The organism is Deltaproteobacteria bacterium (assembly GCA_026712905.1).
Lineage (GTDB): Bacteria > Desulfobacterota > Binatia > UBA9968 > JAJDTQ01 > JAJDTQ01.
Genome location: JAPOPM010000066.1, coordinates 21822 through 38064, shown reverse-complemented (window position 1 = coordinate 38064; position 16243 = coordinate 21822). Strand labels below are relative to the sequence as shown.

14 protein-coding genes are annotated in these 16243 nt (G+C 65.6%); 8 read left to right on the top strand and 6 right to left on the bottom strand.

The window, feature by feature from the left end; all coding sequences use genetic code 11:
• Positions 1 to 261: 261 nt before the first annotated feature.
• The 5 genes from OXF11_05015 (at position 262) to OXF11_04995 (ending at position 5957) form a co-directional block, all read left to right on the top strand.
• Entirely contained in the window at positions 262 to 861 is a 600-nt protein-coding gene (locus tag OXF11_05015; GenBank protein MCY4486461.1) for a cob(I)yrinic acid a,c-diamide adenosyltransferase, read from the top strand.
• Positions 862 to 917: 56 nt separating this feature from the next.
• Positions 918 to 1691, top strand: a complete 774-nt coding sequence (locus OXF11_05010) for an enoyl-ACP reductase (GenBank protein MCY4486460.1) — start codon at positions 918 to 920, stop codon at positions 1689 to 1691.
• 57 nt (positions 1692 to 1748) lie between these two features.
• Positions 1749 to 2180 carry a rhodanese-like domain-containing protein gene (locus tag OXF11_05005; GenBank protein ID MCY4486459.1) on the top strand — a complete coding sequence of 144 codons (432 nt, stop codon included), beginning with the start codon at positions 1749 to 1751 and terminating at the stop codon, positions 2178 to 2180.
• A gap of 214 nt (positions 2181 to 2394) precedes the next feature.
• Positions 2395 to 4476, top strand: coding sequence for a tripartite tricarboxylate transporter permease (locus tag OXF11_05000; protein MCY4486458.1), 2082 nt, complete (start codon positions 2395 to 2397; stop codon positions 4474 to 4476).
• A 110-nt stretch (positions 4477 to 4586) separates the two neighbouring features.
• Entirely contained in the window at positions 4587 to 5957 is a 1371-nt protein-coding gene (locus tag OXF11_04995) for a tetratricopeptide repeat protein (protein ID MCY4486457.1), read from the top strand.
• Positions 5958 to 5991: 34 nt separating this feature from the next.
• Here the strand turns inward: OXF11_04995 and OXF11_04990 are convergent, their stop codons facing one another.
• Together OXF11_04990 and ptsP are read right to left on the bottom strand one after the other, a co-directional pair.
• Positions 5992 to 6747, bottom strand: a complete 756-nt coding sequence (locus OXF11_04990) for a FliA/WhiG family RNA polymerase sigma factor (GenBank protein MCY4486456.1) — start codon at positions 6745 to 6747, stop codon at positions 5992 to 5994.
• 157 nt (positions 6748 to 6904) lie between these two features.
• Positions 6905 to 9310, bottom strand: coding sequence for a phosphoenolpyruvate--protein phosphotransferase (gene ptsP, locus OXF11_04985; protein MCY4486455.1), 2406 nt, complete (start codon positions 9308 to 9310; stop codon positions 6905 to 6907).
• A gap of 119 nt (positions 9311 to 9429) precedes the next feature.
• Here ptsP and folE point away from each other — a divergent pair, with 119 nt between their 5' ends.
• From folE to trxA, 3 genes are read left to right on the top strand one after another with little or no spacing between them, the layout of a single operon-like run.
• Complete coding sequence (folE, locus tag OXF11_04980; protein ID MCY4486454.1) at positions 9430 to 10029, top strand: GTP cyclohydrolase I FolE; 600 nt, start codon at positions 9430 to 9432, stop codon at positions 10027 to 10029.
• Between the two features lie 9 nt (positions 10030 to 10038).
• The gene (locus tag OXF11_04975) at positions 10039 to 11517 is read left to right on the top strand and encodes a leucyl aminopeptidase (protein ID MCY4486453.1); all 1479 of its coding nucleotides are present in this window, start codon (positions 10039 to 10041) and stop codon (positions 11515 to 11517) included.
• A 34-nt stretch (positions 11518 to 11551) separates the two neighbouring features.
• Positions 11552 to 11875 (top strand): thioredoxin, encoded by a 324-nt coding sequence (gene trxA, locus OXF11_04970; protein MCY4486452.1) that lies wholly within the window; start codon positions 11552 to 11554, stop codon positions 11873 to 11875.
• A 4-nt stretch (positions 11876 to 11879) separates the two neighbouring features.
• Here trxA and rodA read toward each other — a convergent pair whose 3' ends face one another.
• From rodA to mreC, 4 genes are read right to left on the bottom strand one after another with little or no spacing between them, the layout of a single operon-like run.
• Complete coding sequence (rodA, locus tag OXF11_04965; protein ID MCY4486451.1) at positions 11880 to 12977, bottom strand: rod shape-determining protein RodA; 1098 nt, start codon at positions 12975 to 12977, stop codon at positions 11880 to 11882.
• Positions 12967 to 14859 (bottom strand): penicillin-binding protein 2, encoded by a 1893-nt coding sequence (gene mrdA, locus OXF11_04960; protein MCY4486450.1) that lies wholly within the window; start codon positions 14857 to 14859, stop codon positions 12967 to 12969. The genes rodA and mrdA overlap by 11 nt, the downstream gene beginning before the upstream one ends.
• Positions 14846 to 15370: a rod shape-determining protein MreD gene (mreD, locus tag OXF11_04955; protein MCY4486449.1), complete on the bottom strand. Its 525-nt coding sequence runs from the start codon at positions 15368 to 15370 to the stop codon at positions 14846 to 14848. The genes mrdA and mreD overlap by 14 nt, the downstream gene beginning before the upstream one ends.
• Positions 15367 to 16203: a rod shape-determining protein MreC gene (gene mreC, locus OXF11_04950; GenBank protein MCY4486448.1), complete on the bottom strand. Its 837-nt coding sequence runs from the start codon at positions 16201 to 16203 to the stop codon at positions 15367 to 15369. The genes mreD and mreC overlap by 4 nt, the downstream gene beginning before the upstream one ends.
• Positions 16204 to 16243 lie beyond the last annotated feature (40 nt).

Genomic DNA, 16243 nt, shown 5'->3' with positions numbered 1-16243 from the left:
CGGCGGCATCAAAAAGTTGACCGTCTGAACTCTCAGTATTATCGTTAAGACACCAGAATGTAGTGCCAGAAGAAAAAAATCGACCCGCTAACCCCCCGAATTATAATGACTTTCATTTACCTATGTTAAACTTGGGCTAACATCTTCGATCCGCGAAAAAAACAATTCCGAACGGCCACGTTACCGCGGCAATGGTTGGCTTCTCTTCCCGAACCCGATACGTTTGTTGCCATCGTTATTGCGGAACCTGGGACACGCAAGATGGCCATTCGAATTACGCGCGTGTACACGCGCACCGGCGATGACGGCACCACCGGCCTCGTAGGCGGAAAACGCGTTCCCAAGGACTCCGAGCGGGTGGAGGCCTACGGCACCATCGACGAACTGAACGCGGTGGTGGGGCTGGTGCGCACCTGGAACGAGCAGGGAAGGGGAGAACGCGAGCTGCGCTTGAAGCTCGACGGCTGGCTCCAGCAGATCCAGCAGGAGTTGTTCGACCTCGGCAGCGAGATGGCAACCCCGGAAGGCTTCACCTACGACGGTATGCACCGGGTGGGCGCGGCGGAGGTCACCGGGCTGGAGCAGCTCATCAACGAGTGCCAGAAGGACCTCAAGCCGCTCAAGTCCTTCACCCTGCCCGGCGGTGGACCCATCAGCGCGCAACTCCACCAGTGCCGCACGGTGTGCCGGCGGGCCGAGCGGGAGATCCTCCGGCTGTCGCGCGTGGAAGACGTCGGCGAGTGGCCCCTCAAGTACGTCAACCGCTTGAGCGACTTCTTCTACGTCGTCGGACGCTGGGTGGGCAAGAATCTCGGGGAAACCGAGTACCTCTGGCAGAGGGGGCTGACCAAGGGCAGCTAGCTAGGACGGGCGGCGAGCCTCCGCGGGTGCGCCGCCGCGAACGCACGGAGTCGGACATGGCGGGAATTCTGGCAGGCAAGAAGGCGTTGATCTTCGGCGTGGCCAATGAGCGGAGCATCGCCTGGGCGGTGGCTCGGGAGTTGCACGCCCACGGAGCGGAGCTGGCCTTCACCTACGCCGGCGAGGTCCTGGAGAAACGCGTCCGCCCCTTGGCCGAGGGCATCGGCTCGAGCCTGGTCCTGCCGTGCGACGTCACCCGTGACGACGAGATCGAAAGCGTCTTCGAGGAGGTCGGGCGCGAGTGGGGCGGGCTCGACATCCTCGTCCACGCCATCGCCTTCGCCAACAAGGAGGATCTGGCGCAGCCCTACGTCGAGACCGGGCGGGCCGGGTTCCACACCGCGCTGGACATCAGCGCGTATTCGCTGGTGGTGCTGACGCGCCACGCGGCCCGGCTCATGAAGGGGCGCGACGGCGCGGTGGTGACGCTGACCTACATGGGGTCCGAGAAGGTGGTCCCCAACTACAACGTCATGGGCGTGGCCAAGGCGGCGCTGGAGGCCAGCGTGCGTTACCTGGCGTACGACCTCGGGGCGGACGGCATCCGGGTGAATGCCATCTCCGCCGGGCCGGTAAAGACGCTGGCGGCGGCCGGCATCGCCGGGTTCCGGGACATGCTCCGCCTCGCGGGCGAACGTGCGCCGCTCAAGCGCAACGTGGACGCGGCCGAGATCGGCCGCACGGCCGTCTATCTCGTGAGCGAACTGGGCAGCGGCGTCACCGGCGAAACGCTTCATGTCGACGCCGGTTACAACGTGATGGGGATGTAGGCGCGGCGGCCGCATCGGCGCGGAGCCGCGACCCACAGGACACGACCAGGAGAGACCGTGAAGGAGATTTCGCCCCAAGAAGCCTACGACACGCTACGGCAGGACACCGGCGCCGTGTACATCGACGTGCGCACGGTGGAGGAGTTCGCCGCGGGGCACCCGGAGGGAGCGGTGAACATTCCCATCGCGTTCCACGATCCGGCGCAGGGCATGGTCTACAACCACGAATTCGTCGAGGTGGTGGAGCGCCACTACGCCAAGGACCGGAAGCTGCTGCTGGGCTGCAAGGCGGGGCCGCGCTCCAACAGCGCGGCCAACCTGCTGGAACAGACGGGTTACCAGGACGTCGCCAGCGTCGCGGGCGGCTTCGGCGGCATGCGCGACCCCTACGGACAAGTCGTGGTGGAGGGGTGGGCCGGCCTGGGCCTTCCGGTGAGCCAGGAGAACGGCGAGGGGACGAGCTACGAGTGGCTGGCGGCCGAGCGGTGACGCGGCCGCGCGGCGGTTGAGGGCGCATCCGTCACCACGACCGTTGGGTGCTTGACACGCCTTGTGGTTTCAGTGATAAAGGCACGTTTGATTACGTAGTATCTCCCAACACAACTCCAGCATCTGCCATCTGCCGAATCGGCCCTTGACCCGGTACGAAGGGTAAGAGCTTCCCCTGTCGCGGATCGCGCTTCCAACGTTCAGAGACTATCGTATGGACACCTTCAACTCATTCTTCATAGGCTTGGCCAACATTCTGCCGTTCTCCGAGGCTGGACAGGATCCCTTCCTGTTCATGCTCATCGGTATCGCCATCGGGTTCGTGGTGGGCATCCTCCCCGGCTTGGGCGGCGCCACGACGCTGGCCCTCATGCTCCCGTTCATCTACAACATGGACCCCACCACGGCGTTCGCGTTCCTGTTGGGCTCCAACGCGGTCACCGCCACCACCGGGGACATCACCTCGATCCTCTTCGGCGTGCCGGGCGAGGGCATCACCGCCGCCACCATCGTCGACGGCCACCCCATGGCCAAGAAGGGCGAGGCCGGGCGAGCCCTCGGCGCCGCGCTCATGAGCTCGCTGGTGGGCGCCGTGTTCGGCGCGTTCGCCCTGGCGCTGGCCATCCCCATCGTGCAGCCGCTGGTGCTCTCCATCGGCTCCTCGGAATTCTTCATGCTGGCCCTTCTGGGGATCACGTTCGTGGCCTCCCTGAGCGGCGGCAACATGCTCAAGGGATTGTGCACCGGCGCCCTCGGGCTGATCCTCGCCACCATCGGCCTGGACCCCATCGAGAGCGTGCCGCGCTTTACCCTCGATCCGCTCATCGGCGAGGATGCCGCGCTGTTCCTGTGGGACGGCCTCTCGCTGGTCTCGGTCACCGTGGGACTGTTCGCCATCCCCGAGATCATCGAGCTGTCGGTGCAGGGATCGAGCATCGCGCGCCAGTCCACCGGCAAGCTGGGCGGCGTCATGCAGGGCATCATGGACACCTTCCGGCACTGGAAGCTGGTGCTGAGTTGCAGCGCCATCGGCTCCTACATCGGACTCATCCCCGGTCTGGGGGGCGGCCCGGCCCAGTGGGTGGCCTACGCCCACGCGGTGCAGAGCTCCGGGGGAGACAAGGACCGCTTCGGCAAGGGCGCCATCGAGGGCGTGCTGGGACCCGGCGCGGCCAACAACTCCAAGGAGGGCGGCGCGCTGGTGCCGACCATCGCCTTCGGCGTGCCCGGGAGCGTCTCCATGGCGATCCTGCTGGGGGCGTTCATCATTCAGGGGATCGTGCCTGGACCGGACCTGCTGGATCCGGAAAAGCACCTGGACCTCACCTTTTCCTTCGTCTGGATCATCGTCGTCTCGAACATCATCACCGTGGCCGTCTGCCTGCTGTTCCTGAACCAGCTCGCCAAGATCACGTTCGTCAAGGGCACCTACCTGATCCCGTTCCTCCTGCTGCTCATCTATCTGGGTGGCTTCGCGGTCAACAACGCTTTCGGCGACATGCTGCTGGTGCTGCTGTTCGGCGCGGTGGGATGGCTCATGGTGCGGTTCGACTGGCAGCGTCCGCCTCTGCTGCTGGGGCTCGTCCTGGGCGGCATCGCGGAGAACAACCTGTTCATCGCCACCAAGGTCTACGGCGTCGGTTTTCTCCTGCGGCCGGGCGTGCTCATCATCGCGGCCCTCATTGTGGCCGGAGCGCTCTATCCCCTTTATCAGTCCTATAGGGAGCGCAAGCGGGCCGAGCGCCACGAGGACAAGTTCGCCGTGCCCGGCATCACCAAGACGACAGAGCCGCTGGCGCGCAACGACCGCATCGCCAACGGTGTCTTCGCGCTGTGCTTCGTCGCGCTGTTCGCCTACGTGATGCGTGAAGTCTTCTTCGGCTTCGGCGCTTACGAGGAACGGGCCGCGCTGTTCCCGTTCATCATCGGCCTTCCCGCCCTGGTCATCAGCGGGGTGGTATTCGTGAAGGAAATCACCACCACCACCCGAGTCGTCGTGCACGGGGAAGAGGGCGTCGAGGAGGTGGAGGAGATTTCACCGGCGGAGACGCGCCGCCGTACCCTGGCGATCAGCGCGTGGGTCGTGGGATTCTTCATCTCCATCTGGCTGATCGGTTTCGTGTGGTCATCGATGGTGGCGAGTTTCCTCTATCTCAAGGTCGGGGCGCGGGAGAGCTGGCTCATGTCCATCGTCCTGACCGCGGTGGCGTACGCGTTCTTCGCCGGCATCTTCGACTGGGCCCTCCATCTGCCGTTCCCCCCCGGCGACCTGTTCGTATGGCTGGGGCTGGAGTGATCCAGCCGGTGTCCCGCGTCGCACGGCGTCACAATGTGACGCGGGACATGGAATCAGCCGGACACGACACTGGTTTGACCCCCCGGAGGGCGTCCGATAGATTCTAATCCATGCGGAGAGCCCTCTACTTCTGGGCGGTGGTGCTGTTGGTTGTCTGCCACGCGACGGTGCCGCTCCGCATGCCGCCCGTTTACGCGCTTTCCCAAGACGAAGAGATCCGCATCAGCCGCCAGTTTCGGCGCGAGGCCCGGCGTCAGCTCAAGTTCATCGAAGATCCCGAGGTCGAGCTCTATGCCGACCGTATCGGCCGCCGTGTGCTCGAAGCCGTCGGCAACATCCGATACCCGTACCGTTTCTTCGTGATCGAAGATTCGTCGCTGAACGCGTTCGCGGTCCCCGGCGGCAGCATCTTCCTGCACTCCGGCCTCATTCAGCGGGTGCGGAGCACGGACGAGCTTGCTTCGGTCATCGCCCATGAGATCGTCCATGTGAACGCTCGGCACTTCCACGTTCTCGCTTCCTCCACGGACGTCGCCATGCTCGTGGGCATGCTCGGGGTGTTCCTGGCACCGGTAATCGGGCCCGCCGCGCTGGCGGGGCCCGCCGTGGCCATGTCGCGGCAACTGGAGTTCAGCCGGCAGATGGAAGAGCAGGCGGACAACCTGGGCATCGGCTACCTCGCGGGCGCTGGTTACGATCCCCAGGCAGCGGTTACCTTCATGCGCAGGATGTACCACGACCGGCTGCTCAACCCCGTCGGCAGGCCCGCATACCTACTGACGCACCCGTTGACGGATAAACGGATCGCCAATCTGTCGGCATCGATACGCGCGCAGGGGCTCTCGGCGCCCCGTTTCAGGGACGTCGACGACATCCAGCGCGTCAAGTTGTTGATCGAGTTGCGGGACGAGCCCGAGACGGTGGTGGAACGGCTGCGGAAAGAACACGAAAGCCGCCCCACCGCGGCCATGCCCGCGTATTCGCTCGGACTCGCCTATGCCGCCACCGGCCGGTGGGTGCAGGCACGCGACATGCTGGAACGGGCGGCGCGGTTGAACCCGGCCGTCCCCAACCTGCATCGGGACCTCGGGCGCGTGTATCTGCACACGGAGGAGATCTCCAAGGCGCATGCCGCCCTCGATCGCATGCTGGAACGTCAGCCCGAAGATCCCATCAGCCACCTGTACCAGGGCCGGCTCTTCGAAAAGGAGTCGCGTTTTCGGGACGCCGCGCGCGCCTACCTGAAGGCGCGTCAGTTCGCGCCGTTCTGGCCGGAGGCCGCCCGCCGTCTCGGATACGCCTATCGAAAGCTGAACCAGCCCGGCAAGGCGCACTACTACCTGGCGCAGTCGTACCTGCTGCGGGACGAGACCGGCAAGGCCATTGACGCGTTGGAGCGCGCCGCCCAGCAGTACGCGCCGGACTCGCCGAGGCTTGAGGTGATCAAGGACGAAATCGCCGCCATTCGAGCCGGCGGTTGAGGCCCCCGGGTTTCCGCCCGCGCGCCCGCGGCGGTCATTGTCGACCCATGAGCGCGTCGTAGAGGCGCTTGCGGGCCTGCACGTAGATCTGGCAGATTCTCGCTTCCGTCACCCCCAGCCCCTCCCCGATCTCGCGGAACTTGAGCTCATGATAGTGGCGTAGCGTGACCACTATCCGCTCTCGCTCCGGAAGCCGGGCCACCGCCTGTTTCAGCTTGTCCACCAGGTCGACGCGTTCGACGTGGTGACACGGGTCCCGATAGAGTTCCGGGCCGGCGGCGCTGCGGTCCATGATCAGATCCAGCTCGCTGCAGGACGGGTCGTCGAGGCTCGTGCAGCCGTTGTCCCCCACCTGGTAGTTGAGCTTGTGGTACCGTTCCAGAGGAAGTTCCAGCTCCCGGGCCATCTCTTCGGAGGTGGCCTCGCGGCAGAGTTGGTCCGTGAGCCGCGCGCGTGCCGCGGCGAAGCGGCGCCCCCAGGCGCGGATCGAGCGGCTGACCCAGTCGAGCGAGCGCAGGCACTGGATCATTTCACCGTAGATGCGGTGTCTGGCGTAGACGGGAAACGAGACGCCGCGTTGCGGATCGTAGCGTTCCAGTGCCTCCAGCAGGCCCACCACGCCGGAGTTGATCAAGGCATCGACGTCCACGTTCGGCGGCAGCCGGCGGTGAAGCTGACGGGCGATGGCTTCCACCAGGGACAGGTGCGCCGCGACGCGTTCGTCCCGACAATCCTCTTCCGCGGCCGCCTCCAGGTTTCCCGGCTCCGGCTCGCATGGGGGCTCCTTCATGCCGCAACATGAGGGCAACCGCCGTGCCAGCTCGGTGAGAGTGCCCCAAGGTCAACAACCACGGGCACTTAGCCGAGGTTGCCGGCAGGCGAACCTGGGAACGAGGTGTCAACGGGAGGAGATCGGCGTCAAGTCTTCGCCGGTGAGGACGGCAGGTTCAGCGATACAGTTCCACCAACTCCACCAGTCCCAGGGCGCGCATCTCGCCGAAGAGGTGACGCTTGATCTCGTCGACCGTGTCCATCCGGAGCGCGGTGTTCGCGATGGCTTGTGCCCGTTCGTAGCTCACCGAGCGTACCAGCTTGCGGACGACGGGTATGGATAGGGATTCCATGCTGAACTCTTCCAGGCCCAGCCCCATCAACAACACGGTCGAGAGCGGGTCGCCGGCCATCTCGCCGCACATCGCCGCTCCCTTGCCGCGCTCCCTGGCGGCCTGGATGACCTGGCTCAGCGCGGACAGGACCGCGGGGTGGAACGGTTCGTACAGGGGCGCGACCTTGCGGTTGCCGCGGTCCACGGCCAGGAGGTACTGGATGAGATCGTTGGTGCCGATGCTCACGAAATCCACTTCCTCCACCAGGCGATGGGCCATCTGCACGGCCGAGGGCACCTCCACCATGATCCCCAATTCCATTCCGGCGTCGAAGGGGACGCCGTGGCGGGTGAGCTCCACCTTGATCTCGCGTACCATGGCCTTGACCCGGAGAATCTCCTCCAGGCTCGACACCATGGGGATCAGCATGCGCACGGGTCCAAGGGCGCTGGCCCGCAGTATGGCGCGGAGCTGCATTCGGAACGTCTCGGACACCTCCAGCGACACCCGGATGGAACGCCACCCGAGAAAGGGGTTGGGCTCGGAACGAGCGATGCCGACATAGGGTGGGTACTTGTCGGCGCCGATGTCGAGGGTGCGGATGGTGACGGGCTTGCCGTCCATCCCCTCCACGACCTTCTGATAGAGGGCGAACTGCTGCGCCTCCGTGGGAAAGTCGTGGTAGGCGAGAAACGGGATCTCGGTGCGGTAAAGGCCGATGCCCTCGGCGCCGTGGGCATGGGCGAACCGGATGTCCGTGAGCAGGCCCATGTTGGCCAGCAGGCGCACCCGGCGGCCGTCGGTGGTCTCCGCCGGCAAGTCGCGCATCTCGTCGAGTTCGCGATTGACGGCCAGATAGTGCCGCTCCACCCGGTCGTACTCGCCGATGATTTCCTTGTTGGGATTGACGAACACCACTCCGGAGTTCCCGTCGACGATCAACGAGTCCTCCGTGCGCACGCTTTCGAGCAGGCCCTCCGCCGCCACCACGGTGGGGATCTCGAACGACTTGGCGAGCAGCGAAGCGTGGGACGTGACGCCGCCCGTGGCCAGCACGATGCCCTGAAAGCGATCGCCCTCGATGACCGCGAGATCGGCCGGCGAAAGGTCTTCGGCCACCAGGATGGCGCCGCTGTCCGGAGTGGTTTGCTGGCGGTCTCCGGTGCCGGACAGGTTGTCCAACAAGCGCTCGGCGACGTCGCGGATGTCGGCCGTGCGTTCCTTGAGGTAGCTGTCGCCCACCTCGCTCACGGTCTGCATGTGCTTGCGGAAGGTGCTGGCGACGGCGTAGTAGGCGGTCAGTCCCCGCTCGCGGATCCGTTTCTCGATCTCGTCGTGCAGGACCGGGTCGTTGAGCACCAGCCGGTGCACGTCGAAGATCGCCCCGGCCTCGTCGGAGATGAGGGCGATCATGCGTGTCTTGATCTCCGCCACCTGGGCCACCGAGCGCCGCACCGCCGAACGAAAGCGTTCGACCTCGCCCAGGGGATCGCCGGTGTGGGACCTGTTGATGGCGCCGAGGTCGAGACGCCGCTGCATGATGTGCGCCTTGCCGATGGCGATGCCGGGACAGGCGGTCAGCCCGGTGAGACGGCTGCGGAACTTGCGCGGCGCCTCGCCGCTGCGCTGCTTGCCCCGTCCCTCGGACGACCGCAGACGCCGCAGCGCGCTGACCATGCGCCGGCGCGACTGCTTGCGCTCGCGTTCCTTGTCGTTGAGTGAGTCCATCAGCCGCGCGTGCACGATGGTGGTGGAAACCTGGACGGAGATGGCCTTGAGCAGACGGATCTCCTCCTGCGTGAACTCGCGCGGGCGGGAGGTCTGCACCACCAGGACGCCGATGGGTTTCTTGCGCGCGCTGACCGGGACGCCGAAAAAGGAGTGGTACCGTTCTTCGCCGGTTTCCGGGAAATAGAGGAACCGGGGATGCGACGGAGCGTCCATCACCATCACGGGCTCCCCGGTCTCCACCACCAGTCCCGCCAGCCCCTCGCCGACGTTCATGGAGACGTGCCCCACGGCCACCGGGTCCAGTCCCTTGGTGGCGCTGAGGGTCAGCCTGCCGAGCTCCGTGTCGAGGAGGTAGACCGAGCACACCTCGGTCTGCATGCGCTTGGCGACGATGCCGGCGATGCTGTTGAGGCATCCTTGCAGGTCCGCGGCTTCGTCCACGAACCGGCCGATTTCCTCCAGGGTCACCAGGTGGGACGCGTCTTCCTCGGGGGCGCTTTCGGTCACGTTGATCATGGGCTCTTTATAGCGCAATTCGTGAGACAGAGCACGACGCATTGTCCGTCGGGCGGGCCTCCTCCTCACACGAGGAAGCTCGATTTGACCCGGTTTTGGGCAGATGTTACGTTGCCCCGATGTCCGTTCAAAGACTATCTCACAGCCAGGAACAGCGGACGGATGCTCTCGCCGATCACGTTCGCGCCATCCTCTCCGGGCTCGGGGAAGACCCCGACCGGGAGGGCCTCCAGAAGACCCCGGACCGAGTCGCCGCCGCGCTTTCCTTTCTGACGAGCGGCTACGAGGAGGATCCGGAAGCCATCATCAACGGAGCCCTGTTCACCGAAGACTACCAGGAGATGATCCTGGAGAAGGACATCGACTTCTTCTCCCTGTGCGAGCACCACTTGCTGCCGTTCCACGGCAAGGCCCACGTGGCCTACATTCCGCGGCACCACATCGTCGGGGTTTCCAAGCTGGCGCGGCTGGTGGATGCCTATGCCCGGCGCCTGCAGGTGCAGGAGCGGCTGACCAACCAGATCGCCCAGACCGTCATGGAACGCATCAAGCCGCTGGGGGCCGCCGTCGTGATGGAAGCCGAGCACATGTGCATGCGCATGCGCGGCGTGCAGAAGCAGAACTCCACCATCGTGACCAGCGCGCTGCTGGGCGCCTTCCGCACGCAGGACAAGACGCGCGCGGAGTTCATGAATCTGATTCGTGGACGTCAGTTCTGATTCATGTCCATGGAAATCAAGCTGAGGGAGATAACCCCGGCGCGGGTAGGGAGCGCTCTCCTGGCGCTTCCGGTTACGGACAAGGGGCTTGAGGACCGCTTGGTGCGGACCCTCGACGGCCAGCTCAAGGGCCGGCTCGGCGCGCTCATCAAGAAGAGCGGTTTCAAGGCCACGAGCGGCGGCTCGCTCCTGATCGCGACTCACGGCGCCATTCCCGCCGGGCACCTGCTGCTGGTGGGGCTCGGGAAGCATGACGACGACCGCATCCATAACTGGCGTGTGGCCGGGGCGGTCACCGCCAGGGAGTCCGCGCGGTTGTGGGCTGACGAGGCGACCTTCATGCTGCCTCAGGACCAGCAGGTGGATAGGGTGGTAAGCGCGGTCGCCGAAGGCGCTCTCCTCAACAGCTACCGCTTCACCAAGTACCGCACCAACGGCAACGCGGCGGCCGGGCTCCGCACCCTCGTCCTGGGACGCACCGCGGGCACCCGGAGCGCGGCGCTGGTCCGTGCCGTCAAGCGCGCGCGGCTGGCGGCGTCGGCCGTGGCGCTGGCGCGGGATCTGGTCAACGAGCCGCCGTCCACGGCCAACGCGGCATACCTCGCGGAGCAGACGCAGGCCGCCTGCCAGGGCGAAGGGCTCGAGGTCGCGGTGTGGGGCAAGCGAAAGATCCAGCAGATGAAGCTTGCCGGACTCCTCGCGGTCAACCAGGGAAGCCGCGACGAGCCGCGTTTCATACACATACGCTACCGGCCCAAGGGGCGGGCGCGGAAGAAGGTGGCCCTCATCGGCAAGGGCATCACGTTCGACTCCGGCGGATTGTCCCTGAAACCGCCACGTTCCATGGAGACCATGAAGCTCGACATGGCGGGGGGCGCGGCGGTCATCGGGGCCATGAGCGTGTTGCCGGAGCTGGCCCCCGAGGTCGAGGTGTTGGGCCTGGTACCCGCCACGGACAACCTGCCGGACGGCGGCGCCCAGAAGCCGGGAGACGTCATCCGCTACCGTAGCGGCAAGACCGTGGAGGTCATGAATACCGACGCCGAGGGCCGGCTCATCCTTGCGGATGCATTGACCCTGGCGGCGGCGGAGAAGCCTGACTGCATGATCAATCTCGCCACCCTCACCGGGGCCTGCGTGGTGGCGCTGGGCAACGAGTTGGCGGGACTGTTCAGCAACGACGATGAGCTCGCGGACCGATTGATGGCGTGCGCCCGGGATGCCGGCGAAGGGCTCTGGCGGCTGCCCCTGGCCGCCGAGTACCGCGAGGACATCAAGAGCAGCGTCGCCGACATCAAGAACGTGGGCGGCGGTTCCGCCGGCGCCATCACGGCGGCGCTGTTCCTTCAGGAATTCGTCGGTGAGGTGCCCTGGGCGCATCTCGACATCGCCGGACCCGCCTTCGCGAGCAAGGAGCACCTGACGTATCCGAAAGGGGGGACGGGGTTCGGCGTCCGCACTCTGTTGAACGTCCTTTCGGAGATATGAGCTTGGCGCAGGACATTGGAAGGGAGACGTTTCCATGGAGATATCCCATGTCGCGGACAACGAGTTCGAAGCGCAGGTGATTCGCGCGCCTTTGCCGGTGCTGGTGGATTTCTGGGCTCCGTGGTGCGGTCCATGCAAGGCCATCGCGCCGGTGCTGGAAGAGTTGGCGAGTGAGTACGACGGGCGTCTCAAGGTGGTGAAGATCAACGTCGACGAGAATCCCGAGACCCCCAGCCGTTACGGCGTACGGGGAATTCCCAACCTGATGATCTTCCGGGAGGGAGCTCTCTCGGGCCAGATCGTCGGCGCCGCCCCGAAGGCCAGACTGGTAGGCGAGATCGACAAGGCCCTGGGCTGACGCGCTAGCGCGTGTTGCGCCTCATGCTGACGTTGACCAGGAGTCCGAGGGCCAGCATGGTGGTCACCATCGAGGAGCCGCCGTAGCTGATGAGGGGCAAGGGAATGCCCACCACCGGCAGTAGCCCGGTGACCATGCCGATGTTGATGGAAAACTGCCAGAACAGCATCGCCGCGATCCCGGCGGCCAGAAGCACCCCGAAACGGTCTTGAGCCCGCCGCACTACGCGTAACGCCAGCAGGATCAGCAGCGTATACGCGGCCAACAGCACCACGCACCCGGAAAATCCCCACTCTTCGGCGAACACCGCGAAGATGAAATCGGTATGCTGCTCCGGCAGGAACTCCAGGCGGTTCTGGCTACCCTGGAGGTATCCCGTGCCCCAGAGACGTCCGGAACCGATGGCGATCTTGGACTGCACGACGTGGTAGCCGGCTCCGAGCGGATCCGACTCGGGGTTCATGAAGGTCCAGATGCGGGTCTTCTGATACGGTTTGAGGAACTGCCATCCGACGGGCAAGGCGGCGATGGCCGCCACGGTGAAATACACCAGCGAGCGCACGCGCAGCCCGGACATCACCACGACCGCCATGGCGATGAGAAAGATCAATACGGCCGTGCCCAGGTCCGGCTGCAGGAGCACCAGCAACAGCACCGGGGCACAAAGCATGAGCGGTACGCCCAGGGCGGTCAGCGAGTAGCCGGGCTCGTAGTAGCACAGGGTCTTGGCGAGCACGAGCACAAGCACGAGCTTGGCCAGCTCGGAGGGCTGAAAGGCGAAGAACCGGAGGTCCAGCCAACGCTGTGAGCCGCCGCTGGTGATGCCGATGAGCAGCACCAGGCCGAGGAGGAGGACGACCGCGCCGTAGATGGGATACGCCCAGCGGTTCAGGCGCTGGTAGTCCACCGAGAAGGCCACCACCATGCAGCACAGGCCGATGACGAGCCAGTAGGACTGCTTGGTGGCGAGGTAGCGCGAGCACTCTTCGTTGGCGCTGCAGGTGGCGCTGTAGATGGTGACGATCCCCAGAAGCGCCAGCGCAACGGAGAGGACGAACAACGGCCAGTCGAAGCTGACCACGAGGCGTCGGTCAATTTGCATGGCGCGGCCGTGGCCCGGTGAACAAGGCGGTCAACTGCGCGTCGGTCATCTCGATGTCCTCGGACTCGTCGTCGCCCGAGAGGAACCAGGCTTCGACCACCGCTCGGGCGATGGGAGCAGCCGTGGAACCCCCGCCGCCGCCGTGCTCCACGAGGATGGCGACGGCGATCTCCGGCTCGTCCGCGGGGGCGTAGGCCACGAACCACGCGTGGTCCCGGATTTCGTAGGGAAGGTCCGCGCTCTTTACGGCTTCGCCGCGCATTTCCGCCACTTGCGCGGTGCCGGTCTTGCCGGCGATTTCCACCAGATCCGAGCGCGCGCGCCGTGCCGTGCCGCGCCGCCCGTGGACCACGTCGAACAGCGCCCGGCGCACGATCTCCAGAGTTCCCTTCTTGAGGTTCACCGTGGCGGCGCGGACCGGGCCGTATTCCTCCATCATCTCCCCGTCGGGGGACACGACCTTCCGGACGAACCACGGGCGATAGACCGTTCCGCCGTTGGCGACGGCGGCGACCATGCTGGCCATTTGAAGAGGCGTCGCTCCGATGAAACCCTGACCTATGCCCACCAACGGGGTCTCGCCCGGGTACCAGGGGGTGCCGAAACGCCGTTTCTTCCAGGCGCGGTCCGGGACCAGGCCAGGGCTCTCGCTCTCCAGGCCGATACCGGTGGGCGATCCCAACCCGAAACGGCGTGCCCACTTGGCCATCTTGTCGACGCCCAGCCGCTGCGCCACTTGGTAGAAGTAGACGTCGCACGACTGCACCAGGGCCTGATGCATGTTGACATTGCCGTGTCCGTGCTTCTTCCAGTCCCTCAGGACCCGGTTGCCTACCTTGTAGGTGCCGCCGCAGAACAGTCGCGTATGTGGGGAGATAGCCCCTTCCTGCAGCGCGGCCAGGGCCGTCATGATCTTGAAGGTGGAGCCCGGCGGGAAATGACCCTGCAGCGTCCGGTTGTGCAGCGGGGTCTCGCTGTCGTTGGTCAACTCATGCCACTCTCGGGCCGTGAGCCCGCGCGCGAACGCGTTGGGGTTGAAGGCCGGAGTGCTCACCAGCGCCCGCACGGCGCCGGTGTTCACGTCCAGGACGACGACGGCGCCCTCCCTGTCCTGCAACGCGTCATAGGCCGCCTGCTGAACGTTCAGGTCGAGCGTCAGCACGACGTTGTGCCCAGGCGTCGCCCTGAGGCGGTCGATGACGCGGACCTTCCGGCCGACGGCGTCCACCTCCACCCTTTCGCCGCCGCTGCGCCCGGCGAGGTGCTCCTCCCAGCGCTTCTCGAGTCCCGACTGCCCGATCTCGTCTCCCCGGCGGTAGCCCTTGCGGCGCAGACCCCGCAACTGCTCCGTGCTGATCTCGCCGAGGTAGCCGAGTATGTGGGCGGTCATGTCTTCGGTCAGGTAGCTGCGCCGCGCCTTGACGCTCACCTCGATGCCCGGGAGGTCGAGTTGGTGCGTCTCCACCGCCACCACCGCGGGCCAGTCCACGTCGCGGAGCAGCGTCACGCCCTTCGACCGGTTGGTGTGGCGCGCCGTCTCCGCGAGTTCATCGGCGTCGGCATCCAGCAGGTCCGCGAGATGCCGCAGCGTGGCGGGCCTGTCTCCGGCTTCGCCTGGCGCGTAGCGCACATCGAAGGATGGGCGGCTCTTGATCAGTAGCTGCTGGTTGCGGTCGAACACGAGGCCGCGCACCGCGGGGATGCGCTCCAGCCGGATCCGGTTGCTTTCGGACATGACCGCGTACTGCTGGCCCTGCAGGATCTGGAGCATCCAAAGGCGATAGCCCAGGAAGGCGAAGGCCACCAGGGCCAGGAGCGTGAAGAAGCGAGTGCGTCCACGGAATTCCGGCAGCGTTCGGGGGCTTGGCCTAAGAGGAAGCATTGGCGAGGGACGAGGACTTTTTCACGGCTTCCATGCGGTTCTGGATGGAGCGAAGCATCAAGAACAGAGGCGGCGCGATACACGCGGAGAAGAGGGCCTCCCGCAAGACGGCGTCTCCCACCACCACCCAGTTGCCCGCGGACAAGTCGAACATCGGAGACACGGCGATCAACGCGCCTACCTTCAGCCATGTGGCGACGAACACGGTGACGGCGCTGATCAGGAGCCCCTTGGTCCAGACGTAGCGGAACACGAGATAGACCACGAAAAAGACCGCCGAGAAGGCCAGGGCGTTGACGCCGGGTTGCGGGCTCGACACGATGTCGACGGCGTATCCGAGAAGGAACGCTGCCCAGACGGCATCCACCCGCGGCCGGTTGAGCGCCCAGTACACGCACAGGATCAGTGTCAGGTCGGGGATGATGGGCGTCCAACTCGCGAGGTGCAGGACCGTCGCTTGAAGGACGATGAAGATCAAACCGATGCCGAAGAAGACCAGCGACAGGTTCATGGCGTAGCGGACGGTGTTGCCTGAGGGTTCCGATGGGGTGTCGAGGAGTAGGCCGGTCGTGGCTTGTCGGAAATGAAGAGCACCTCTTCCATCACCAAGGGGTCCACCGCCAGCGAGACCCGGACACGCCGGAAAAGCCCGGGCCCGTCGTCGGCGACCTCCACGATGGTGCCCACCAGAAGCCCCTTGGGGAAGGTCCCATCCAACCCCGAGGTGATGAGCCGGTCACCGGGGCGGATGTCATCGTTGCGCCCCATGTACTTGACGATGGGCTCTCCATCCACGGAGCCCGAGACGATGCCGCGCACCCGCGTCCGCTGGGTGATGATGTCGATGCCGCTCTTGTGGTCCGTGAGCAGCAGGACCTTGGCGGTATCGTCGGCCACCGAGACGACCCGGCCCACGACCCCTCTGGGCGTGATCACCGCCATGCCTCGATGGATGCCGGAGCCGGCGCCCTTGCCCACCGTGATGGTGCGAAACCAACTGCTGGCGCTGTTGCTGATGACCGTGGCCGCCACCGACTCCCGCAGGATCCGCGTGCGGATCTCAAGCAGCTCGGTGAGGCGGTCATTGGCCAGTTTGGCCTCGAAGAGCCGGTTGCGCTCGGCTTCCAGGGCCGCGATCTGTTCCTTCAGGGCCTGGTTCTCGTTCCACAGGTCCTTGAAGGCTACGTAGTTGATTTGAATATTGCGGATCGTCGAACCCAGCGCATGGAGCGACTTCTGGAGCGGTTTGACCGATCTGGCCAGGGTGCGTGTGACCGGGTCGCCCTTCTCCGGCGCGGCGGACGAGACCGTGACGACATAGAATGCCAGGGCCAAGGCGCACATGGAGTGGATTGGCATCCGGTACCGACGCAACACGGCCAAG